The sequence below is a fragment of the Paenibacillus sp. LHD-117 genome (genome assembly GCF_030929555.1).
In the GTDB taxonomy this organism is placed as follows: Bacteria; Bacillota; Bacilli; order Paenibacillales; family Paenibacillaceae; genus Pristimantibacillus.
The window spans coordinates 28,258-50,163 of the sequence record NZ_JAVFVT010000028.1 but is presented as its reverse complement, the minus strand read 5'-3'; the positions used below and the strand labels follow the sequence as shown (position 1 = coordinate 50,163).

The window sequence follows — 21,906 nt, the reverse complement described above, 5'->3', positions numbered from 1 at the left end:
CTGGGATGATGGAATAAGGATGTTTGGTCAAAATCAACATAGCATATGACCGACCATTCGAAAACGTACCTACATCTTAACGCATAATAGGACAACGTTCAAGAACGGCTACCCGCGCCCGCGTACGGCAAAGAGCCGAAAGCGCCATCCTTGGGATAGTCGCCCGGCTCCTTGCGGTTCACTCACGGCTTACAGCTCCTTTGCCGACTCCGCATCCGCCTCGGCGCTTGCTTGCTCGCCTATTTGCTCCGCATTTTCCAGTACTGCCGCGCTCGCTTCGGCTAACGTTTCCCCGGCATCCGCGAACGCTTCTTCCGCGAATTCAACGCCAAGCTCCGCGGTTTCCGCCGCGTTCTCGTACGCTTCTTCCGTCGCTTCGGCAAGCTGGTCGGCCGCCTCGACGGACCGTTCAATGACGCCTGTGGCAAGCTCCTCTGCCGCTTCTGCGGTGATTCCGGAAATCGTGGCGATCTCGGCGCCCCTCGAACGTCCGAAACCCCTCACATTGCTTGCGACGTTGCTTGCCGCTTGTTTCGTCTTGTCGGCGAGCTGAATCGCTCCGTTGCCGATGCCCTTCGCGATTTCGCCCGTTTTGTCGCCAACCTTCTGGGCTTGAACGGAAATGTCCTGGCGAAGCTCCTTGCCTGCTTTCGGCGCGAACAGCAGCGCCGCGATAGACCCAAGCACACCTCCGGCTAACGCGCCAAACAAAAATCCTTTGCTTCCTTTACGTGTTGACATGTGATCGTCGCTCCTTTCGTACTACATAGAGTGCCCTTCGTCTCAGTCCGGTCATTCAGACGCGCTCGAATTCGGGGAAGAGGTTTTGAGAACGGCTTCGCCGGACGGCGAGTTGCGCCCCGATTGCCAAAGCTGCCAAGCCGTTAATCCCAGCTCCGCCCACTGGACCGCTTGATCGACTTCGCGCTTATGGGCGATCCGTTCGGCGTGGCTGATCGCCGATCGGGACAACGTCGTCGCCACGCGCTCCACCGCGGAAGTCGCGCTTTCGATCGTGCCTCCGACTTGCCCGGCCGCTTGGAAGAGCCGTTCGGCCGATTCCACGCTCTGCAGCACCGAGCGGACGGTTTGTTCGGTCGGCAGCAGCACCTGGCTAAGTTCCCCCGACAGCCTGTGCACGTCCGCGCGCACCGATTCCGCCGCCGCCTGAATCCTTGCAAGTCTGGCAAGCAACATGCGAGCCGCCAGCAGCGTGCCGGCCACCCATACGACGAAAGCAGCCGCCGCAGCGGTTGCAATCCATTCCATCGCCATAACCGTCCTCTCCTCCCGAATGCGCGATGCTCTGAACACTGCGTCTGATTTCGACCAAATAGGGCGAATGCCCATTTGCGTAATGACAGTATAAGCAGACTGGGCTCGTCTTGACACACCGTTAGCAGGTCCGCGCGCACAAAAAAAATCACGGCCTCGGCAGACCGTGATTGCATGCTAATATCGTGATGCTTTTCGAATAGTAATAAAGATGTGCAGCGGTTAGGCCGTCGGTTCCCGCCTCTCGCGGCCGCCTATGACGTAGCTGCACCGGCTTCCGCCCTTGGCGAGGCATTCCGTCCGGTTTACTTGAACCTCCAGCAGCGAGCGGAACAACGACAGCTCGCAGTCGCAAGCCTGACCGTACTTGCCGGCGACATCCGTGATGGGGCAGTTGTACTCGTGCAGCATGAAACCATCATCATCCTCGCGCTCCATCTCCGCCATGTACCCGCTGCCATTCTGGATGTCCGTCAACTCGCGAACGCGTTCCTCCAGCGTCTTGCCCGCCATCCGGGGCGCGTACCGCTCCTGAAGCTTCCGTTTCCTGCCCTCGAACATCCGGTCGATCAGAGGCGAAGTGTCGGGATCGTCCTCCAGCTCGGCCAGCAGATCGATCGTGAGATTGTGATAGTTCTTGGGGAAATGGCGATCGGCCGCTTCCGTCAGCTCGAACACATGCAGCGGCCTGCCTTTCGGCTGGCGGAGGGGAACGATGCTGACGCTCCCTTGGCGTTCCATCTCGTGCATGTGCCTGCGAATGGCCATCTCCGTCAAACCAAGCTCGGCAGCTAACATTGCTGCGTTCATGCGCCCGCGCGTGCGGAGCAGATGAAGCAGACGCCCGCGCGTCGCGCCGGAGCCCGCTGCTCCCGTCCCTGATGTTCCGAAGCTTTGATCCTCGCTCATGCCGTCTCTAGCCATTGTCGCCCCTCCTTTCCTCATGCCGCTGCCGACCGTTATTGCAATTCTTTCGCCAAATAAGCTTCGACTGCCGTCTTGAACGCCGGCAGCAGCTCGGCGAGCTTGGCTGTGAACGGATGGAGTTCCGCTCTCGGCCAGCCGTAATATTCCTGCACAAGCGGACGGCGCAGCTTCGCCAGCTCCGTAAGCGTCGCCGTCATTTCGGCCGGAAAGACGCCTTCCGCTCCCGTAATTTCGATAATATCCTCATAGCTGCTCGCGTCCCTCATCAGGAACCCGTCGATCAGATAACTGCCGACATCCGTCACAATCTCGATAGCCAGGTGAAGCGACCGCTCCTGCGCGAGGCCCTGGAGCAAGTTGCCGCTCCATTCCGATGCGAGCGCGTGAAGCGCGTCCGCCAGCGCCGGAATCGCCTCCAGCCTGACGGCGATCTGTTCCCGGTTCACATAATACATGTCATTCCCTGCTTTCGGATTACTTCTTGTTTCGTCTCGCCTTGCGCTTCAACCAGACCACCATGATGATGCTGCTCAAAATAATGACAAGCAAGTACGTAAAAATTTCGTATACATCTCTCATATCCGACATTCGTTATTCCCTCGGGCTTTCGTAATCGACGCTGACCGACGCTTCGCGGACCTGCGACATATGTTCGATGACTTTCTTATGAACGGGATGCACTTGGTAAGCCTCCAGTGCGGCCATCGATTCGAATTTCGTGATCAAAGCGATATCGTAAGAGCGCTCGGAATGGAGCACGTCCGTTCCTACCTCTATGTATTTCAACTCCTCGATCTTGCCTTCCATATCCCGAAGCACCGCCGCCGTGCGCGCCACGCTCTCCGCGCTGCCGTCCTTCAGCTTAAAACATACGATGTGCGTAATCATGTACAAAGTCCTCCCCATTCTACGGTTTGCCGCCTTATGGTTCCATGCGGCATGAGATTCGTCCTTTTGTCACATAATAACCCATGGGATAACATTACGGCAATCTTTAGTTCAAAGGAGCGAAAGCGCGTTATGCGATATACGGTTACCATGATCGCCACTCTCATCGCACTTGCCATCTGCGCGTTTAACTACACAGGATACGATCCGCATAATATGATCTTTTTTATGTTAAGCATTCCCGCCTGGTTCGCAGATATGTTCGTCGACATCCATGAGGTGAGCGTCCTGCTGCTCTACGCGCTCACGGTGCTCACTTGGGCGCTGCTCGGATTCGTGGCGGATCTCTTTATCGCGCGCGACCGAAGGAAACGCGGGAGCGCGGCTTAGCGGACCAAAAAAAACGAAGGAGCCCGAAGGCTCCTTCATGTCGACTCGGGCCGGGCCATATAACCCTTCAGTACCCGTTCGGATTCCGCTTTAACGAAACCCCATAACATAAAAAACCGATGATGGTATCCGCGGCACACGTATTGCGCGTGCAGGCCGTCCGGCTCCCGCTTCTCCTCGTACACCTTGATGCCCGTCTCCCGGAATTGCCTCCGCATCCCTGCGAGATCCAGCAGAACGCGGTCCTGGACCGCCCTTAGCACCGACTCGTAGAAGCGCGGAAGCTTCATGCCCGACACGCCGATCGCGCGGATATCGTGATCCAAGATGCGCATGACGATGCCAAGCAGCACGTATTGCTTCACGAGCTCCAGCTCTTCTTCCGTCTGAACGGGCGGAACCGAAGCGCGCCCGCCTCCTCCCGTCCGTACGGCTTCCTTGTTAGCGGTCATTGCCACACCTCCATGCCATACGCGTATATAGGCCGGCGCTTGTGCGCCAGTCAGTTATTAAACGAGAACAAACGAGAACATCTGTTCTTATTATAGCCAGAATTCGCGCGTCCATGCAAGCGGAAATAACCGTTACTTGTCCTTCTCCTTCAGCACCGCGATCATTTTGCGAATGCGTTCGGGCAGCGGCAGACCGAGCCTTCCATAATTCTCGGTCACGGATATCAGCTCGTTGGCGATGTAAAAATAGATGGCCGCTCCCATCGTCATGTCTTCGATTCCCAACAAAATATCGATGCGGTGGGCGAGCAACACAACGAGTATGCTCAATCCTTTGCGCGCTAGTCCCCATGCGCCGATCGAACTGCTCAGACCTTTCCCCTCCTTAATGGAAGCGATCACCCCTGTCACATAATCCGCCCCCATCGCAACCAAAAGAAACGTTAAAGACTCCGACCAACCTCCGAAAGCGAACGTAAGAATCGATCCCAGCACTCCGCAAGCAGAACAAACCCAAATCAATGGCATTCCCGCCACCTCTTTTCTCATTGAGATTAAATATATGGGATATCTTATGCGGCGATCACGCGAGTTGATTGTTGACTTGTCCCTTATGCCTCGTTATCGGTCGAAATAGGCGGCCCAAAACAAAAAAGGACCTGCACCTCACTCGGCGCAAGTCCTTTCGTCTATTCCATATCGCGGTAAGCGTCCTCGTCCGCGATGCTCTGAATGTCTTCGGACGTAACGGAAATATAGCGATAACCGTCCTCCTGCATTTTCCTCACCGCTCGCTCCTTCATGAAGCGGGGGCTCCCCTCGCCCGCGTCCTCGTCGTAGACGAGGATGATTCCGTCCGACTTGCGAAGCAGCAGCTCGTCCCTCGCCTTGAACTGCCACGGGCCCTCGTACGGCGCTTTGGAGACGGCCGCGTAATAATCCACATCCTTCAGCAGCTCGCGGTAATACGTTTGTTTGTCTTCCTTCCAGTTCTCCTCGGGATTCTGGAAAGCCGTCAGGATGGACACCTTCAGACCGGGATATTGCCGTTTCAGCGCGATCGCCGCTTCGCAGGCCCATAAGTCCACCCCGTATTGGCCGGGCGTAATGACCCATTCCAGCCCTTCCTCGAGAAGCGGAACGAGCTTGTTCGCGATCGCTTTCTGTATGAAGGCAATGCCCTTGTGCTTCTGGCTGAAAATACTCAGCTCATGCGCGCGGTAACCGGTTATGAGCACGGTCTTCATCGGTTAGCGGTTGTCGACCTTCTCCGGGTACAGGTCGTGGTTCATGAGCCGGTGATCGGCCATCTCCTCGAACTTCGTGCCGGGGCGTCCCCAGTTGCAGTACGGGTCGATCGAGATGCCGCCGCGCGGCGTGAACTTGCCCCATACCTCGATGTAACGCGGATTCATGAGCGCGATCAGGTCGTTCATGATGATGTTCATGCAATCCTCGTGGAAGTCGCCGTGGTTGCGGAAGCTGAACAAGTATAGCTTCAGCGACTTGCTCTCCACCATTTTCACGTCCGGAATATAGGAAATATAGATCGTCGCGAAGTCCGGCTGGCCCGTGATCGGGCAAAGGCTCGTAAACTCCGGGCAATTGAACTTGACGAAATAATCGCGGCCGGGATGTTTGTTATCGAATGACTCCAGCACCTCCGGCGCGTAGTTGAACGGGTATTTGGTTCCTTGGTTGCCGAGCAGCGTAATGCCGCCCAGCTCTTCCTTTTGTCTGCCTTCCATTAAGGGTTCACGTCCTTTATTGATATCAATGATTAAAATGAGGGTTCAAAAAGTTCGGTTCCTAGCATCAAGAAGATTGGATGAAGCTAGAAACTGAGGAGCGGAGCGTAGCAGCGCTACGTGAGCACCGGAAGGTTCGGCTGAGTTCAAGATTCGATGTCGAATCAGCTTCCCGAGATACTTCGTGATCAAAAGCGGCTTTTTGAACTTCCTTAAACGCCTTTTTTGTTGCCCCATACCCAGGTGTGGAGTTGAGGCAACACATGGACGCGGCGGAACGTTTCGTCCGCCATCGCCTTTCCGATCAGCCATTCGTAGCGCTCCACAAGATAAGGCAGCATCCGCAGCGGCTCCGTCTCCGTCAGATTGCCGTTGCCCGCCTGCAGGTAGAACGGGACGCCGGGATAACGCGCATGCACCGAGCGCGCGTAATCGAGATCGGCGTCGTCGAAGACGACGACCTTGAGGCAGAAGCTGCGCCCCGCTTCGGTTAAACGCCCGACGATGCCGTCCAGCGCCTCCCAATCCGTCGACATGCCCGAGCTTGGCGGCTTGGGAGAAAGCGTCAGGTCGTCGATCTCCGCGAACCAAGGCTGCCATCGGCTGCCTTGCGTTTCCAGAGCGACCGCGATGCCGCGTTCATGCAAGCCGTCGATCAAAGCCGACAGCTGTGGCAGCAGCGCCGGATTGCCGCCGGAGATCGTCACGTGGTCGAACGTCCGGCCGCCGACGCGATCGAGCTCTTCGATAATCTCGGCAGCCGACATGAGACGGATGTCATCCTTGCCCGTGCCGTCCCACGTAAAGGCGGAATCGCACCAGCTGCAGCTGTAGTCGCAGCCCGCCGTGCGGACGAACATCGTTTTGCGGCCGACGACCATGCCTTCGCCCTGCACGGTCGGCCCGAACACCTCCAGCACGGGGATGGGCCTTGCTTTGGGGGCCTTGCCGGAAGCCGCGCCGGCGGCAACGATCGCGCCTATCGCCATTCCCGCGTCAGTCATGGATCTTCACCTTCCGCTTCGGGCGGTACAGGCAGTAACTGGTCGGCGTCTCCCGCAGGAATACCTGCAAGCATTGCGGGCGGTTCGGCATGCCGTCCAGGTATGTCTGCACCAGCTCGTAGATCGCCCTGGCGACGACCTCGGTCGTCGGGAACCGATCCGGCGTCGCGTCGTCGAAGGCCTCGTTATCGTTAAGGAGCGTATGGTCGAACCGGTCGTGGATGAGCTTCTTGACGATGGCGAAATTGACCAGAAAACCCGAGCCGTCGAGATCGTCGCCCGCGACCGTCACGTTGGCGTAATACGTATGCCCGTGCGTCATGCGGCACTTGCCCGCTTCCTCGGAAGGGACGTAATGCGCCGCCGCGAAATGAAAGTCCTTGTTCAGCTCGTAACAGTAGTCATGCTGTACGGATGGATAGATTTGCTGCAGCATTACCGGACCGCCTCTCCGGGTACGCGCTCCGCCAAATAATCGTCAAGCCCCTTGCGGCGCAGCTTGCACGCCGGGCAATCGCCGCAGCCGTCCGCCGGGATGCCGTTATAGCAAGTAAGCGTCCGTTCACGGACGAAGTCGAACGCGCCAAGCTCGTCTGCGAGCGCCCATGTCTCCGCTTTGTTCAGCCACATAAGCGGCGTATCGATGACGAAGCCGTAGTCCATCGACAGGTTCAGCGTCACGTTCAGCGACTTGATGAAGACGTCGCGGCAGTCCGGGTAACCGCTAAAGTCGGTCTCGCAGACGCCCGTCACGATATGTTTGGCGCCGATGCCTTTCGCCAGCACCGCGGCGAACGTCAGGAACAGCAGGTTGCGGCCGTCCACGAACGTCGTCGGCAGCTCGCCTTCGTTCTGCTCGATCGCGATATCGTCCCGCGTCAGCGCGTTCGGCGCCAGCTGGTTCAGCAGCGACATGTCGAGCACATGATGTTTTATATTTAATTCCTTGGCGATTTCCGCGGCGCAATCCAGCTCCAGCTTATGCCTCTGGCCATAGTCGAACGTGATCGCCTCTACTTCGGCGAATCGGTCCAGCGCCCAGAACAGGCAGGTCGTGCTGTCTTGCCCGCCGCTGAAGACGACGACGGCTTTCTCTTTTTTCATGACGTTTCCACCTCTCTAGGAGTTGAAGACGGGAGCTTCGCGAGATTCCTGGCAAATAAGAAACGGCGCGCGCGGTCCTCCATGAGGAGGCCCGCGGCGCGCCGAACACAAAAACGACGTTGCCCCTGACGGGCAATCGTTTCGTTTTAGTTTTTTATAGAGGGAGTTCGCGAACCTCTCCCGGCCGGCAGGCGATTGCTCGCGCTCCGATCCGGAGTTTCATCTTCAATTATTCTCTCGTACTATAGCACAGCCCGGGCGGGAATGGAATGGGGAGTTTTGACAAACCCGCGTCATGCTCCCCCGGGTTTCGCAAGCCGATCCAATTCGGATAACGTCAGCAACATGTGCTCCAGCAGCTCGGGCAAATCCTCCATCTGCTCCTCGCCGATGCCGCGGCCGAAATCCAGCTCGGCCGTATGGCGCCAGCGATTGCCTCCGACGCCGTAGTCGCGGCTCAGCGTCTGTACGGGCGGTTCCGCCGGCTGCCAGATCGATAGAAGGCATCTTCCGACCGTCTCGCATGTGTCGTCCGCGCCGTCCGATTCCAGATGGAAGCGAAGGCGCAGCCGGCAGGTCGGCGCCGCTCCCGGCTGCTCCAATATCTCGGCGGCCAGCTCCTTGAGAGTAGCGCGAAGCAGCAGCTCGGCCGTCGCCGATCCGCCGCCCGCGAGGCGGAACGACAGCGACAGCTCCCGCGAGAAGACCGCCATGTCCAGCAGATCCCGCCTGCCGACGATGTCGATCGCCCGATCCAGGTTATCGAGATCGTATAAACCGTTCTCCAGCGCCACCTTCAAATTTTCGAATACCGTCGGGTCGAACATCCCGCACCTCCGCCGCATTAAGGGAAGCTGCTCGTTGCCGATCCCGGCTTCCCTTTATTCAACCAGTCGCCTCCCATTGTATACGCGCGGGCACCTTTATTTCAAATACAGCGAGATCGGCAAATGCCCGAGCTGCGCCCGCACGCCTTCCGCCACGAGTCCTGCGATCCGGACCGCGCCCAGCTCGTGGAAGTGGGTATCATCCCTCGCGCCGTCCGGGAAGGCCATGTATTCGCCGGGGAGCGCCCACACGAACAGCTCCTTGGAGCTTTCGTCGCCGAGCTCCTCGTACAGCGCCCTGCTCTTGGCCGCCAAATCGATCACCGGAACGTCGAGCTCCAGCGCCAGCTCCTTCATCGCGTTCAAATAATCGCCGTGCGTATCGACGATGCGGCCGTTCCCGTCGAATTTCCGGCGATGCGGGGGCGTAATCAAGACGGGGACAGCGTTCCGGGCGCGCGCCTCGCCCACGTAAGTCGCCAGCATCTCCTTGTAGCTGCCGAACGGCTCCGTCGCCCGCGCCTCATCGGGTTTCTGGTCGTTATGGCCGAATTGGATCCATAGGTGATCCCCTGCTTTGATCTCCTTTAGGATGGCGTCCAGCCTTCCTTCCGCCATAAAGCTTCGGGAACTCCGGCCCGATCGCGCGCGGTTGTCGATGGCGATCTCCGCTTTGAAATAAAGCGGCAGCATCTGCCCCCAGCCCGCGTACGGGAACGTTTCCTGATCCGTCACCGTGGAATCGCCCGCGAGATAGACCGTGACCGCTTCCGGCGCTTCCGCAATGTCGAGCGTGTTGATGCGGGGGGCGATGCCGGAGAAACGAAGGCGGAGCTGTCCGCCGGTCGCCTTCGCCGTGAAGCTATGGACGGCGTATTGGCCCGCGAGCGTGGACGCTTGATGGAACGCGAAGCGCCGCTGCCCGTATTGAAGCGACGTAAGCGTGGGCGCGATGGCGTCGCCGACCGTCACGGCGACGTGATAACAGCCGTCCGGGAGATCCACGACGAATTCGGCGTCCATCGGGATGCAGAACGCGCCCTTCAAGCGGCTGGCCTCCCTTCGGTCGCGAGAGCCGATCCGGGCTCCCGGGAGGAAACCGTAACCAAGGCCGCTGTCGTACAAGGTATCCGGAAGCACCTGGATATAACCATCGGCGGGTCCGTCCCCGATCCCGAAATCGAATTTGTAATTCGGCATAGTCGTTTGCCTGCCTTTCCGAGGCTTCCTGCGGACGCGGGAGAGCGTCTAGCAATCAAGACTAGCATAACAGAACGCCGGCGGATTGGAAGCGCAAGATTGGGAGATTTTTGTTCAAAAAACAGACATCCCGCGGGTTTGCCGATTGCCGTCGAAAACCGTATACTTAGAAGAAGAGAACGAGAGCTTTTTCAAAATCGAGGTGACGCAGTGGAGAAGTTGGATGGGTTGAAGGAAGCTTACGAAACGATGGGGCTGGAGCAGCTGGCTCCCAAAGAGGAAGTCGAAAAAAGGTATACGACGCTGATGCGGCGCGAGCGATCCAGATCGAAGCTGCAGCAGGATGAAAGCGCCTCCCCGGAGGGCGAGGACTTCGCCAAGATCACGGAGGCTTACAAGCTCATTCTGGCGCATGAGGACCGGAAGGTAACCGACGCGTTCAACGAGCAGGAATACGGCAAGTACAAAGGCATGGCGGGACAAGCCCAGAAGATGGATCACTTCTGGCGGTATTACAAGATCCATACGTTCGTCGCGATCGCACTCATTGCCGTTATCATCTATGGAATCAACAGCTACATCGACAAACGCGAGCACGAAAAATATTTGGCCAGCCTTCCCCCGATCGATCTGAACATCTCCTTCTTCGGCACGTTCGTGGAGCCGGACGGCCAGGACGATAAGGACGCGTTGAACGCCTCCATGCTCGGCGCGTTCCCGGACTGGAAACGGCTGCAGTCGAATATCGTGTTCGTGCCGCAGGACGACATGAACCAATATGCCTACCTGCAGAAGGCCGTCGTAACGCTGATGTCGGAGAAACCCGACATTTATATCATGGATCGCGCCATGTTCGAGTGGGTCGGCTCGCAGGGCGTCCTCATGAGCCTCGACGGCAAGCCGGAGTTCGAAGGCGTCGATGCCTCCCGTACGCTCAAGCTCACGACCGAGGAGCAGCCGGAGGAACGCGTATACGGCATCGACCTGAAGGACTCAAAGCTGGATAAGGATCTCCCGCTCATGAAGCAGGATCTGATCGTCGGCGTCCGCGTGAACGCCGAACATCCGGAGAAGGCGCTTCAATTCATCGAGACGTATTTGAAGACGCTGCAGCAGTAATGTAATCGGAAACGAAAACCCCTTTTTTTTAAGGGGTTTTTCTTTTTTACCGATCGAGGCCATTCCAAGGGTCGTTCAATGCGCAGCATTCGAATAATGGGAAAACCGTCCGAACGAACGGGCCGGACCTCCGCTAACGGACTGGGATGACGCTATTGGACCAAAAAGAGACCCTTTTGAAATCTAACGGACCCAGCTGCCGTTATTTCGAGATTTTGATGAGTTTTAAGCCGCCTATTAGGCAAATAACGCTCCTACAGTCCGTTACGTTTTGAAATGTCCTAATGGACGCCAAATAGCGACGCCGTGGTCCGTTAAGTGAAGAAATGTGGCCGCAAGCGGCTTATCCTCAAATCGCTAGTTTCGAACCAGCATCACTCCAAGAACAAGAAGACCGATTCCAATCACAATAAGAACTCCTCTCGCCAACCACCATGGCAACAGCTTAAAGAATAAACCGACGAATAGTCCCGCGAGTATACCCAAAACTGCGCCGGCGATCCACCCCCATATCGAGTCCGAAACATGGTTAAACGAGCTCGGCAAGATGGCGTAATCCATTACGCCGTTCTCCTTATGAACTTCTTTCGTAAGATACAATCCGTAAATGATTGCTGATAAAGCAATGATCCACAAAAAAATCGCCAATATCCAATCAAGCACAAGCACGCGCACCTTTTTCCATACGATTGGCACTAGTCTCTCGCTTGACGTCTTTTTCTATTCTCTAAACATAATTACCTTGGACGCGAACTAGCCCCGTAAAGACGAAACTGCGTCTTTACGGAGCTGATTCCTAGTTCTATTCCCCGGTTTCGTTGCCGTCAACCGACAAGGAGCGCGTAAACGATGCCGGGGCCGTGCACACCGATCGTCAGATCGTTTTCGATGTCGGAGGAGCGGCTCGGGCCGGTGATAAAATGGACCCCTGCCGGCAGCGCCTCCCGGCCTCCCTCGTCGAGTCCGATCAGCACCTCGCCGAGCCGCGTCTTCAGCCGTTCGACCGGAATGACGATGAACAGCACCGTCGGCAGGAGGCTGACGGATCGGCCTTTCTCCTTCGACGACAATACGGTCACCGAGCCGGTGTACGCCACGGCGTGATCCGCCTGCACGACGCCGAAATCGGCCCCTGCCGCTAGCGCCTTCCATTCGCGCTCCGAGTCGCTGTTCCACACGTTTATCTGCACGCCGGGCAGCGCTTCCTCGAGCCCGAGCGCGGCGAGCGCCGGCTCGTCTTGGCGGACGAGATACTTGGCGCCCATCTCCGCCGCTTTGGCCGCGATGAAGGCGGACGCCTCTTCCATCCCCTGCAGGCGGGCGACATGGCCGCCGACCGATAGGAAGTTTTCGGTGAAACCCTGAATTTTCTCCTCCGGCGACCAGTCGAGCCCCCTCCAGAAGTCGGGCGCTCCGCGGTAAGGATGTTTCGGCGGCTGCGTCATCCGGGGATGGCCAAGCCGCTTCGAAATGCCGTCCATGAATCGTTCCTGCTTCTTGCGCGACTGCTCCTCCAGACGGGAAAGCCAAACGCCATGCGACTCGGCCATGCTGCCTTGCGACTCCTTCGCCGTGCTTCGTCTTGATGTGTCAGCCATGGCCGTGACCTCCTTGTCCCTTAGCGTCCTGCTGCTCGCGGGCTTTTCGTTCCATCCGCTCGCGCATAGCTGGATCCATCTCGCGCAGCCCGGCCTTCAGCTCCTGATCCAGCGTCGCCCAGCGGTCGCGGAACGACTGCTTCGGCAGGCTCGGCGTCACGCGGTACGTGTTCCAGCCCTTGAGCGGGCCGAGCTTCGTGCGGATGACGCCGCCGCGTACGACGAGCTTCTGCCCCAGCTTGCCGAGCCGCATAAGGCCGCCCATCCGCTTGGAGTCGCCCATGACCGCGGCGAAGCCCTGCATGCCGATGCTCTCCAGCATGTTGCCGTTGCCGCTCTCCACCTTGCGGCGGCGCAGGTACACCAGCATGTCGTGCAGCGGAATCTTCACCGGGCAAGCTTCGTAGCAGGCGCCGCATAAGCTGGACGCGTTCGCGATGTCGTCCCACTCGGCGATGTTTTTGTTCAGCGACGGCGTAAGCACCGCGCCGATCGGTCCGCTGTACGTGCTGCCGTACGCATGTCCGCCGATATGGCGGTAGACCGGGCAGGCGTTCAGGCAGGCGCCGCAGCGGATGCAGTTCAGCAGCTCCTGGAATTCGGGGTCGCCAAGCTGCAGCGAACGGCCGTTGTCGACGATGATGATGTGCATCTCTTCCGGGCCGTCCGCGTCTACCGAACGTTTCGGGCCGGTTATGCCGGACATGTACATCGTCAGCTTCTGCCCCGTCGCCGATCGAGGAAGCAGCGTCGCCATCACTTCGAGATCCTCCCAAGAAGGGATGATCCGCTCCATTCCCATCAACGTGATTTGCGTCTTGGGAACGGTCGTAACCATCCGGGCGTTGCCTTCGTTCTCGAAGAGCACCATGGAGCCCGTCTCCGCAATCGCGAAGTTGCAGCCCGTCATGCCGATATCCGCCTCGAGAAATTTCTCGCGCAGCTTCTTGCGGACGAAGCCGGCGAGCGCCGTCGTGTCCGGCGGCAGCTCGTAGCCCGCCTCCTTCGATAGCAGCTCCGCGATCTGGTAACGGTTTTTGTGAATGGCCGGAATGACGATATGCGAAGGCATCTCCCCTGCGAGCTGGATAATGTATTCGCCGAGATCCGTTTCGATGGCCTCGACGCCGATGGACTCCAGCGCATGGTTCAGGTGAAGCTCCTCCGATACCATCGACTTCGACTTTACCACGGACCTAGCGCCCGCGTGTTCGGCGATATCCAAGGTCAGCTCGACTGCTTCCTGGGCCGTATCTGCAAAATGAACGTGAACCCCGTTCGCCCTCGCGTTCTCGACAAACAGATTCAAATAATAATCCAAATGGGCGATCGTATGCAGCCGGATTTGCCGGCCCCGTTCCCGCCATTCGTCCCAGTTTCCGTGCTCCTCGGAAGCTTTTTTCTTGCCGTTCCGCAGCCGCTCCGTCGTGAAGCGGACCGCCTTGCGCAGAAATTCGTCGTTCAGCGCCAGCTCCGCTCTCGCTTTGACGGTCGCGCCGGATTTGCCTCCACTCATGCTCCCTTCACTCCCTCGTACAGCAGCTCGGCCAGATGCATGACGCGCACAGGCTCTCCGCGGTAATGCAGATTGCCAGCGATGTTCATCAGGCAAGCCATGTCGAGCCCGACCAGCACTTCGGCTTCCGTCTCCAGCACATGGTCGGCTTTCTCAGTCACCATCGCGCCGGAGATATCCGCCATCTTCACCGCGAATGTCCCCCCGAAGCCGCAGCAGTCCTCGGCGAAAGGAAGTGGGACGAGCTCCATTCCCTTCACGTTGCGCATGAGCTGCATCGGTTCGTCCTTCACGCCTAGGATGCGGCTTCCGTGACAGGAAGGATGGTACGTGACTTTGCCGGCGAAGGTCGCGCCCACGTCCGTCACGCCAAGCACCTGCACGAGAAACTGGGTGAATTCGTACGATTTGGCCCGCAGCGCTTCCGCCCGCTTCAGCATGACGGGGTCCTTCTCGAACAGCTTCGTGTAGTGATGAAGCATGCCGGTGCATGAGCCGGATGGCGAGATGACGAAGTCGCTGTCTTCGAACGCGTCCAGAATCGTTCGCGCCGAGTCACGCGCTTCCTTCCAATAACCGCTATTGTATGCGGGTTGACCGCAACAGGTCTGGACGCGGGGGAATTCCAGCGTAACGCCGTAATTCGCCAGCAGCCTGACCATCGCTTCTCCGACCCGCGGGTAGATGGCGTCGCTTAAACATGTAATAAATAGAGATACCTTCATCGCTCTCCCCCGCATGTTAAACCGTCGTAACGGTAATTTGGCGTTCCCGGAAGCCTGCCGCGAGCTCCGGGGTCAACCCGTAATCCGTAATGATCCGATGAATGCCGCTCAGTTCGGCCACGTGGGTAAACGCTTGGACGCCGAATTTGCTGGAGTCCGCGAGCAAGACGACCTCGTCCGCCATGCCGACCATCCGGTGTTTGATCCGGGCTTGAAGCTCGTTCGACTCGCTGATGCCGCGTTCCAGATGGACCCCCTTGCAAGAGAGGAACGTCCGGTCCACATGGTAAGCGTCAAGCGAACGTTCGGCAAGCGGCCCGATATACGACAAGCTGCGCGATGCCAAAATGCCGCCCGTCGAGATGACCTCAATCCGTTCCTTGCCCGCGAGCTCCATCGCGACTTTAATGGAGTTCGTCAGCACCGTAAGCGGGATATCCGGCATACTTTGCGCCATGTACCAGGCCGTAGAGCTGGCATCCAGCAGAATCCGCTCCTTGGGGCGGATCAGCTTCACCGCTTCCTCGGCGATTCGCCGCTTCTCGTCCGCGCGTACGATCTCCCGTTCGAAATAAGGAATCTCCGGCTGCTGCTCCTTTACGCTTACCGCGCCGCCATGCGAGCGGCGCAATCGTCCGGCTTGCTCCAAGCGGTCCAGGTCGCGGCGAATCGTTTCCTCCGTGACTTGGCACAGCTCGCTTAGCTCCGTCACGCGAATACTGCCTCTCTCGTTCACAAGCTGCACAATTTTATCGTAACGCTCCGCAACCAGCATAGAATCCCTCTTCCCGACCTTCATCGATCTAATAATATTAGTATGCCAATCCCGTCATCGCCTTGAACGCGGCATAGGCTTGATCCCATTGCTCCCGCTCATTCGGCTCGTAAACGGCGACGGGGAACGAATCGCTTACGACGCGCCTGGCTTCCCAAATATCGCCAAGTTCGCCGTTCGTAATCCATTGTACCAGCATATTGCCGATCGCGCTTCCTTCCGTCGGACCCGCCCAGACCGGCTTGCCGATCGCGTTCGCGGTCCATTCGCACAGCAGCGTATTCTGGATGCCGCCGCCGACCATGTGCAGACCCTTGTAGGCAACGCCCGAGAGCGATTCCGTCTGCTCCAGCGCGTAACGGTACTTGAACGCCAAGCTTTCCAGAATCGCCCTTACATAAGCGCCTGCGCCTTCCGGCGCCTTCTGTCCCGTCCGCTCGCAAAACGATCGGATACGCGCGGGCATGTCGCCCGGCGGAAGGAACATGTCGTCGTCCGAGTCGATGAAGCAGGCGAATGGTTCCGCCGCCGAGGCAAGCGCGACCAGCTCGGGGAACGAATAGCTGACCCCGGACCGCTCCCACTCCCGCCTGCATTCCTGCAGAATCCAGAGTCCCATGATGTTCTTCAGCAGACGGTAGGTTCCGTAAACGCCGCCTTCGTTCGTGAAGTTCAACTCCTGTGCCTTCGCGTGAATGACGGGTTCGCCGACTTCCGTGCCGATCAGCGACCACGTTCCGCAGCTTAAGTAGGCGAACGAAGGCTCGAGCGCGGGCACGGCGGCAACCGCGGAGCCCGTATCATGTTCGGCGACGGCGATGACCGGCACGGATTCGATGCCGAGCTCGGCGCATACCTCGTCGCTTAAGCGGCCGACCGGCGTTCCCGGCTGAACGACGGGACCGAACATGGATCTGTCCGCGCCGATCGCTTCCAGCAGCTGGTCGTCCCAGTCGCCCGTCAACGGATTGTACAGCTGGGTCGTCGTGGCGAGCGAGAACTCGTTATGGATCTCGCCTGTAAGGAAATAACGGAGCAGCGCAGGAATCATAAGAAAATGTTTGGCTTCCCGGAGCAGAGGCGAACCCGCTTCCTTCATTGACGCGATTTGGTAAATCGTATTGATCGACATGAACTGGATGCCCGTTCTGCCGAACACTTCATCCGAAGTCACCTTGCCGAGCACCCGCTCCATGACGCCGTTCGTATGCGGATCGCGATAATGGTAAGGATTGCCGAGCAGCTCGTTCCCCTCGCCAAGCAAACCAAAGTCAACACCCCATGTATCGATGGCGATGCTGCTAAGCTTAATGCCGCGATGCTTAGCTTTCAGCAAGCTCTGTTTCAATTCGTGCAGCAATCTCAAAATATCCCAGTGAAGCCTTCCCCCCGCTTGCACGGGGTCATTCGGAAACCGGTGCAGCTCTTCCAGCTGTATCTTGCCGTCCGCTAGGCGGCCGAGCATCGCTCTGCCGCTGCTTGCGCCGAGATCGAAAGCCAGTACATGCGTCACCAGCTCGCACCGCCCTTGCCTCTCGCGGCAATGTCTTTGCCATAGCTCGCGGACAAATACGCGCCCATCGGATCAACCGGCAGCCCCTGCTCCTCGCGATGAACGCGCAGCAGCGGCGCCACGTCGAACTCGAATGCGCTGCGGACCGCGTGCTCTGCCGCAAGCACGTCGCCCCGGTTCGCCGCTTCCTCTACTTCCTCGTGGTTTACGAGCAGCGCCTTGGCGAACTGCGTCTGAACGTTGAGGACGGAACGAAGCATGGCAGGAATTTTGGCCTCGATATTGTGGGATTGGTCGATCATGTAGGCAATGTTGTTCACGCAGGCTTTCACCGCTTCGTCCCGATCAGTTGCCGCGCTTAAGATTTGATAGAAAATAAGGAACAGCTCGTATGGGTTGACGGAACCTACGATGAGGTCGTCGTCGGCGTATTTGCGGCTGTTGAAGTGGAAACCGCCGAGCCGCTTCTCGTCGATCAGGTACGCGACAATATGCTCGATGTTGGCGCCAGGCAAATGATGGCCGGTATCGACCAGCACTTCCGCCTGAGGACCGAGCTTCAGCGCCATGTTGTACGCCATGCCCCAGTCAGCGAGATCCGTATGATAGAACGCGGGCTCGAAGCACTTGTATTCGATCAGCATGCGCATGTCGGGCGCAAGCGCCTTATACATTTCGCCCAGCGCTTCCTGCATCCAAGCCTTCCGCTTGCGGATGTTGCCTTGGCCCGGATAGTTCGTGCCGTCCGCGAACCAGAGGCTAAGATCTCTCGAGCCGGTTTCCTTCGCGATATCGACGCATTCGAGCAAATGATCCGTCGCTTTGCGGCGAATAGCCGCGTCCGCGTTCGTCACGCTGCCGAGCATGTAATCGTCTTCTTGGAACAGGTTGGGGTTCACCGCTCCGATCGAAAGCCCCAAGCTCTCCGCATGGCTTCTCAGCTTGCCGTAATCCTCTACTTTGTCCCAAGGAATATGGATCGCGACGGAAGGCGCCAGACCGGTCAACTTGTGCACTTGCGCCGCATCTTCGAACTTCTCGAACGGATTGCGCGGCACGCCTTCCTTCTTGAACACTTTGAAACGCGTTCCGGAATCCCCGTATCCCCAGGACGGCGTCTCGATCCGAAGCGCCCTCAGCTTCGCCTTCGCTTCGTTCAGGTCAATTCCCCTTGCCTGCTGCTGCTCTTCGAACAATTCATAAGCGCGATCTGTCATGCTACAGCACCCTCTCTATCTAGTCAGAATATTATTTCGATCTTAGTGGAAAAGCCATCGTCGACATTAAGGCGTTCTCCGCCTGCGTGGCGTCCAGCCTGCTGTATTGCACGATGACTGGTATGTCGCTCTTCACCTCGATGGCGTAAGGCACGCCGACCGGCACCCGCTCTCCGTTTTTCTGCAGAGAGCTCGTTCGTATATGTTTGGTTCGCCGTGGAGGAACGACGTAAAGCAGATCCTCCAGCGGCTCCCTATCTTCGAAAAAAATCGTAAACCGAAGCAGCGCTTCCTCCGACGACGTGTTGAGCACGCAAATCGATTCATGGCTCGTCAGGTTGCCGGAGCTATCCGGAGGGATGAATCCGTCCGGAATGACCCAATGTTTTTCTCCTCTTGCTTGAAACATGGCTGCCCCTCTCCTTATAGGCGGCAAGCCCATCTTGCGCTTGAGTGCGCGAAAGTCGGACTATGCGCCAGGTTATTATCTCGTAAAGGCCGCTGGCACGCCGCCGTCGATCGTCAGCATGCAGCCTGTCGTTTTGTCTGCTTTCGACGAGGCGAAGAACGCAATGCCTTCCGCGATATCCCGCGGATAAATATTAACGAGCAGCGTCGTGCGCTTGCGGTAGTATTCCTCCAATTGATCCGGCTCGATGCCGTAAGCGGCCGCCCGCTCGTTGCGCCAGCTGCCGTTCCAGATCGCGGAGCCTTGCAGAATCGCATCCGGCAGAATCGTATTGACGCGAATGCCGAATTCTCCGCCTTCCGCCGCGATGCAGCGGGCCAGATGCGCCTCGAGCGCCTTCGCTGCGCTGTAGGCCGTCGCGTTTTTGCCTGCGTATACCGAGTTTTTCGAACCGATGAACACCATGTTGCCGCCGATGCCCTGCGTCTTCATCACTTTGAACGCTTCGCGGGCGACAAGGAAGTAACCCGTGCCAAGTACGTTCATGTTCAGGTTCCATTCCTTAAGCGACGTCTGATCGAACGGGCTGGATGTCGCCAAGCCTGCATTGTTGACGATAATGTCAACGCCGCCGTAAGCAATCGCCGTCTCGGCGTAAGCCGCCGCCACCTGCTCCTCGCTCGTCACGTCCATCTTCACCGCGATCGCACGGTTCTCACCGTACTTCTCATTAATTTCGCCGGCAACCTTCTGTGCACCTTCCAGATTCAAGTCGGCCAGCACGACATGAGCGCCTTCGGATACGAGCCTGCGAGCCGTCTCGCTGCCGATGCCGCCTGCGCCGCCCGTAATGAAAGCAACTTTGCGGGAGAACTCCGCTTCGGCGGGCGCGAGCGACAGCTTATACAGCTCCAGCGGCCAATATTCCACGTTGTAGGATTCGTTCTCGCTGAGGGAGACGAAGTTGCCCAGCGCCGTTGCGCCGCGCATGACGGCGATCGCGCGATGGTACAGCGCGCCGCTTACTTGCGAAATCGCCCAGCTTTTGCCCGTGTTGATCATGCCGATGCCCGGAATCAGAATGACGCGCGGAGCTGCTTCGAACATAACGTCGCCTTCGAGTTTGTTCCGCTCGAAATATTGCGCGTACTGTTCTTTATACGCCGCGATGCCGGCCGACAGCTTCTCCTTCAGCCCTGCGGCATCTTCCGCGTTAGGCGTCCAGTCGATGAACAGCGGCACCACTTTCGTATGGACCAAGTGGTCCGGGCAAGCCGCGCCGACTTGGGACAACGCCGCCGAATCTTTGCCGTTTACGAAAGAAAGCACGTCTTCCGCGTCGTCGAAGGAAAGAATCATTTTTTTCGCGTCGCTCACGGCGCCGCGCACGATTGGCATCACTTCCGCCGCGATTGCCCTGCGCGCATCGGCCGGGAGCGCTTCGCAGCGCGCGCCGCCGAACAGCTTCGCCTCGCTCACGCGAGCTTCGATGAACGCTTCGGCTTCGCTGATGATCCGGATCGTCTGCTCGTAGCAAGCCTCGGACGTCTCGCCCCAAGTGACGAGGCCGTGTTTCTCCATGATGACGAGCTCGGCGTTCGGGTTCGCGAGTACGCCTTCTGCAATCATTTTGGAAAGCGTGAAGCCCGGACGCACGTAAGGCACCCAAACGAACCGGTTGCCGAAAATCTCTTCGGCCAAATGGCGACCGTTATCCGCGCATGCCAAGCTGATGATCGCATCCGGATGCGTATGGTCCACATGTTTGAAAGGCAGGAACGCATGCAGCAGCGTCTCGATCGAAGCGCGCGGATGTTTGGCGTCGATCATGCAGTTCGCCAGGTATGCGACCATATCCTCGTCGGACATTTCGCCGCGCTCGAACAACGGACGGATGTCGTCCATGCGCAGTCCCGTAAAGTTGCCCGCCTTCATCGTCGCAAGATCAGAACCGCTTCCCTTTACGTACATCACTTCAACGTCGCGGCCGCGGAAATCTTTGACGACCGTTTTGCTCGAAGTATTCCCGCCGCCGTAATTGCAAACCCTGCGGTCCGTCCCGATCAAGTTGGAGCGATAAACCAGCTCATCCAATCCCGCGCTAAGCGCAGCCGCCTTCGATGTTTCCCATAATGATTGCACCATCGTTCATACCTCCGAATAATGTTTGTTTTTATTTGATTATGATTGAAATCAGTATATCACCTTTGTTTATGTTTGAATATACCGTTTTTCAAAAATAAACAAAAATAATTGACCTTCTTTTCCCACTCAATCGTACATGGTTGTTGCAAGTACCTGACTATTAAAGGAACTTGCACTAGCTGCGATTAACTAGATGAGAGCACGCTTCCCGTGTCTATTGATCACTATCCCTTTTGCTCAGGCGATGAAGGACCTGCCTTTTACAGGAACCTTCGCTATATAACGATTAACTAGATGAGAGTACGTTTTCCACGTCTATTGATCACTATCCCCTTTACTCAGGGTAATGAAGGAATCTGCCTGTTTAATGGATCTGCACTATGCTGCGACTACGTAGACAAGAGCTCGTTTTCCACGTTTATTGATCACTATCCCCTTTGCTCAGGGTAATGAAGGAACCTGCTTATTTAATGAACCTTAGCTATGTTGTGATTATCTAGATGAGAGCACGTTTACCACGTTTATTGGTCACTATCCCCTTTGCTCAGGGCAATGAAGAACCCATACGAAAGTCAAACCAATAGCCAAACAAAAAGATTCAAAACATAACAAGCTTCCAGACATGTGTGTTTAAGAAGAGATTCCTGAGGAGAAGGGATAGTGTTCATAGCGAACTGAAAGTAGCGGCTTATTAGCGTTCACCCAATAAGCCCCCTAAACAGTTTAAAGAGTCGCCCATGAGGTGACGTTTGTGGGTGACGGGAGGTGACGTTGGGAGGTCACGTTTGGGAAGTCATGTTTCGGAGGTCACGTTTGGGAGGTAACGTTTCAGATGATGTTTGGGAGGTGACGCCCGGGTGGCGACGCTCGACAGCTGGCGCTCCGACTTTGAATTTAGCACCTGAGTTAATGGGATCGTGTTCAAAAGGAGTAGAAGGATGACTTTTTGCCGCCGCAATCGTTTGAGAATCGGTTCCTGCGTTGCGGGGATAGCGCTCAAAGCGAGTGATAAGATGCAGCCTTGCCGCACAATGTTCGAGAAGACAGGCTCCTGAGCGGAAGGGATAGTGATTA

25 protein-coding genes and 1 riboswitch are annotated in these 21,906 nt (G+C 57.6%); of the genes, 2 read left to right on the top strand and 23 right to left on the bottom strand.

Going from position 1 to position 21,906, the window contains the following annotated elements; all coding sequences use genetic code 11:
- Positions 1 to 189 precede the first annotated feature (189 nt).
- The 5 genes from RB620_RS20570 to RB620_RS20550 form a co-directional block, all read right to left on the bottom strand.
- Positions 190 to 741, bottom strand: coding sequence for a YtxH domain-containing protein (locus RB620_RS20570; RefSeq protein WP_308097560.1), 552 nt, complete (start codon positions 739 to 741; stop codon positions 190 to 192).
- A 51-nt stretch (positions 742 to 792) separates the two neighbouring features.
- Positions 793 to 1,275 (bottom strand): hypothetical protein, encoded by a 483-nt coding sequence (locus RB620_RS20565; protein ID WP_308097558.1) that lies wholly within the window; start codon positions 1,273 to 1,275, stop codon positions 793 to 795.
- 222 nt (positions 1,276 to 1,497) lie between these two features.
- Entirely contained in the window at positions 1,498 to 2,199 is a 702-nt protein-coding gene (locus RB620_RS20560) for a helix-turn-helix transcriptional regulator (protein ID WP_308097556.1), read from the bottom strand.
- Positions 2,200 to 2,234: 35 nt separating this feature from the next.
- Complete coding sequence (locus RB620_RS20555) at positions 2,235 to 2,657, bottom strand: DUF86 domain-containing protein (RefSeq protein ID WP_308097554.1); 423 nt, start codon at positions 2,655 to 2,657, stop codon at positions 2,235 to 2,237.
- 136 nt (positions 2,658 to 2,793) lie between these two features.
- The gene (locus RB620_RS20550; protein ID WP_308097552.1) at positions 2,794 to 3,090 is read right to left on the bottom strand and encodes a Dabb family protein; all 297 of its coding nucleotides are present in this window, start codon (positions 3,088 to 3,090) and stop codon (positions 2,794 to 2,796) included.
- Positions 3,091 to 3,222: 132 nt separating this feature from the next.
- Between RB620_RS20550 and RB620_RS20545 the strand changes: the two genes are divergently transcribed.
- Positions 3,223 to 3,480: a hypothetical protein gene (locus RB620_RS20545; RefSeq protein ID WP_308097550.1), complete on the top strand. Its 258-nt coding sequence runs from the start codon at positions 3,223 to 3,225 to the stop codon at positions 3,478 to 3,480.
- Positions 3,481 to 3,515: 35 nt separating this feature from the next.
- On the opposite strand, the gene RB620_RS20540 is transcribed toward RB620_RS20545, so the two are convergent.
- From RB620_RS20540 to RB620_RS20500, 9 genes are all read right to left on the bottom strand, one after another.
- Positions 3,516 to 3,932: a YhjD family protein gene (locus RB620_RS20540; protein ID WP_308097548.1), complete on the bottom strand. Its 417-nt coding sequence runs from the start codon at positions 3,930 to 3,932 to the stop codon at positions 3,516 to 3,518.
- Positions 3,933 to 4,064: 132 nt separating this feature from the next.
- Entirely contained in the window at positions 4,065 to 4,460 is a 396-nt protein-coding gene (locus RB620_RS20535; protein WP_308097546.1) for a phage holin family protein, read from the bottom strand.
- Positions 4,461 to 4,621: 161 nt separating this feature from the next.
- Positions 4,622 to 5,179 carry an SLOG family protein gene (locus RB620_RS20530; RefSeq protein ID WP_308097545.1) on the bottom strand — a complete coding sequence of 186 codons (558 nt, stop codon included), beginning with the start codon at positions 5,177 to 5,179 and terminating at the stop codon, positions 4,622 to 4,624.
- 3 nt (positions 5,180 to 5,182) lie between these two features.
- On the bottom strand, positions 5,183 to 5,680 hold the full coding sequence (gene queF, locus RB620_RS20525; protein WP_308097543.1) for a preQ(1) synthase: 498 nt from the start codon (positions 5,678 to 5,680) through the stop codon (positions 5,183 to 5,185).
- 212 nt (positions 5,681 to 5,892) lie between these two features.
- Complete coding sequence (gene queE / locus RB620_RS20520; protein ID WP_374121439.1) at positions 5,893 to 6,684, bottom strand: 7-carboxy-7-deazaguanine synthase QueE; 792 nt, start codon at positions 6,682 to 6,684, stop codon at positions 5,893 to 5,895.
- Positions 6,677 to 7,120, bottom strand: coding sequence for a 6-carboxytetrahydropterin synthase (locus RB620_RS20515; protein ID WP_308097541.1), 444 nt, complete (start codon positions 7,118 to 7,120; stop codon positions 6,677 to 6,679). Before RB620_RS20515 ends, queE begins: the two co-directional genes overlap by 8 nt.
- The gene (queC, locus tag RB620_RS20510) at positions 7,120 to 7,788 is read right to left on the bottom strand and encodes a 7-cyano-7-deazaguanine synthase QueC (protein ID WP_308097540.1); all 669 of its coding nucleotides are present in this window, start codon (positions 7,786 to 7,788) and stop codon (positions 7,120 to 7,122) included. The genes RB620_RS20515 and queC overlap by 1 nt, the downstream gene beginning before the upstream one ends.
- 140 nt (positions 7,789 to 7,928) lie before the next feature.
- Positions 7,929 to 7,972: riboswitch (PreQ1 riboswitch) on the bottom strand.
- Positions 7,973 to 8,081: 109 nt separating this feature from the next.
- A complete protein-coding gene (locus RB620_RS20505) occupies positions 8,082 to 8,615 on the bottom strand; it encodes a hypothetical protein (protein WP_308097538.1) in 534 nt (177 codons plus the stop codon).
- Positions 8,616 to 8,711: 96 nt separating this feature from the next.
- Positions 8,712 to 9,815: a rhamnogalacturonan acetylesterase gene (locus RB620_RS20500; protein WP_308097537.1), complete on the bottom strand. Its 1,104-nt coding sequence runs from the start codon at positions 9,813 to 9,815 to the stop codon at positions 8,712 to 8,714.
- A gap of 210 nt (positions 9,816 to 10,025) precedes the next feature.
- Here RB620_RS20500 and RB620_RS20495 point away from each other — a divergent pair, with 210 nt between their 5' ends.
- Positions 10,026 to 10,934, top strand: coding sequence for a J domain-containing protein (locus RB620_RS20495; protein ID WP_308097536.1), 909 nt, complete (start codon positions 10,026 to 10,028; stop codon positions 10,932 to 10,934).
- 357 nt (positions 10,935 to 11,291) lie between these two features.
- On the opposite strand, the gene RB620_RS20490 is transcribed toward RB620_RS20495, so the two are convergent.
- The 9 genes from RB620_RS20490 to RB620_RS20450 all read right to left on the bottom strand — a co-directional run bounded on the left by RB620_RS20490 (position 11,292) and on the right by RB620_RS20450 (position 20,832).
- Positions 11,292 to 11,630 carry a hypothetical protein gene (locus tag RB620_RS20490; RefSeq protein WP_308097535.1) on the bottom strand — a complete coding sequence of 113 codons (339 nt, stop codon included), beginning with the start codon at positions 11,628 to 11,630 and terminating at the stop codon, positions 11,292 to 11,294.
- Between the two features lie 128 nt (positions 11,631 to 11,758).
- A complete protein-coding gene (locus RB620_RS20485; protein ID WP_308097642.1) occupies positions 11,759 to 12,484 on the bottom strand; it encodes a LutC/YkgG family protein in 726 nt (241 codons plus the stop codon).
- 40 nt (positions 12,485 to 12,524) lie between these two features.
- The gene (locus tag RB620_RS20480) at positions 12,525 to 14,048 is read right to left on the bottom strand and encodes a LutB/LldF family L-lactate oxidation iron-sulfur protein (RefSeq protein WP_308097534.1); all 1,524 of its coding nucleotides are present in this window, start codon (positions 14,046 to 14,048) and stop codon (positions 12,525 to 12,527) included.
- Positions 14,045 to 14,773, bottom strand: a complete 729-nt coding sequence (locus tag RB620_RS20475; RefSeq protein ID WP_308097533.1) for a (Fe-S)-binding protein — start codon at positions 14,771 to 14,773, stop codon at positions 14,045 to 14,047. Before RB620_RS20475 ends, RB620_RS20480 begins: the two co-directional genes overlap by 4 nt.
- Positions 14,774 to 14,789: 16 nt before the next feature.
- A complete protein-coding gene (locus tag RB620_RS20470; RefSeq protein ID WP_308097532.1) occupies positions 14,790 to 15,548 on the bottom strand; it encodes a DeoR/GlpR family DNA-binding transcription regulator in 759 nt (252 codons plus the stop codon).
- 37 nt (positions 15,549 to 15,585) lie between these two features.
- Positions 15,586 to 17,061, bottom strand: a complete 1,476-nt coding sequence (locus RB620_RS20465) for a rhamnulokinase (protein WP_308097530.1) — start codon at positions 17,059 to 17,061, stop codon at positions 15,586 to 15,588.
- A complete protein-coding gene (rhaI, locus tag RB620_RS20460) occupies positions 17,058 to 18,278 on the bottom strand; it encodes an L-rhamnose isomerase (RefSeq protein ID WP_308097529.1) in 1,221 nt (406 codons plus the stop codon). The genes RB620_RS20465 and rhaI overlap by 4 nt, the downstream gene beginning before the upstream one ends.
- Positions 18,279 to 18,309: 31 nt before the next feature.
- A complete protein-coding gene (locus tag RB620_RS20455) occupies positions 18,310 to 18,687 on the bottom strand; it encodes a sensory rhodopsin transducer (RefSeq protein ID WP_308097528.1) in 378 nt (125 codons plus the stop codon).
- Positions 18,688 to 18,762: 75 nt separating this feature from the next.
- On the bottom strand, positions 18,763 to 20,832 hold the full coding sequence (locus tag RB620_RS20450; protein ID WP_308097527.1) for a bifunctional aldolase/short-chain dehydrogenase: 2,070 nt from the start codon (positions 20,830 to 20,832) through the stop codon (positions 18,763 to 18,765).
- Positions 20,833 to 21,906 lie beyond the last annotated feature (1,074 nt).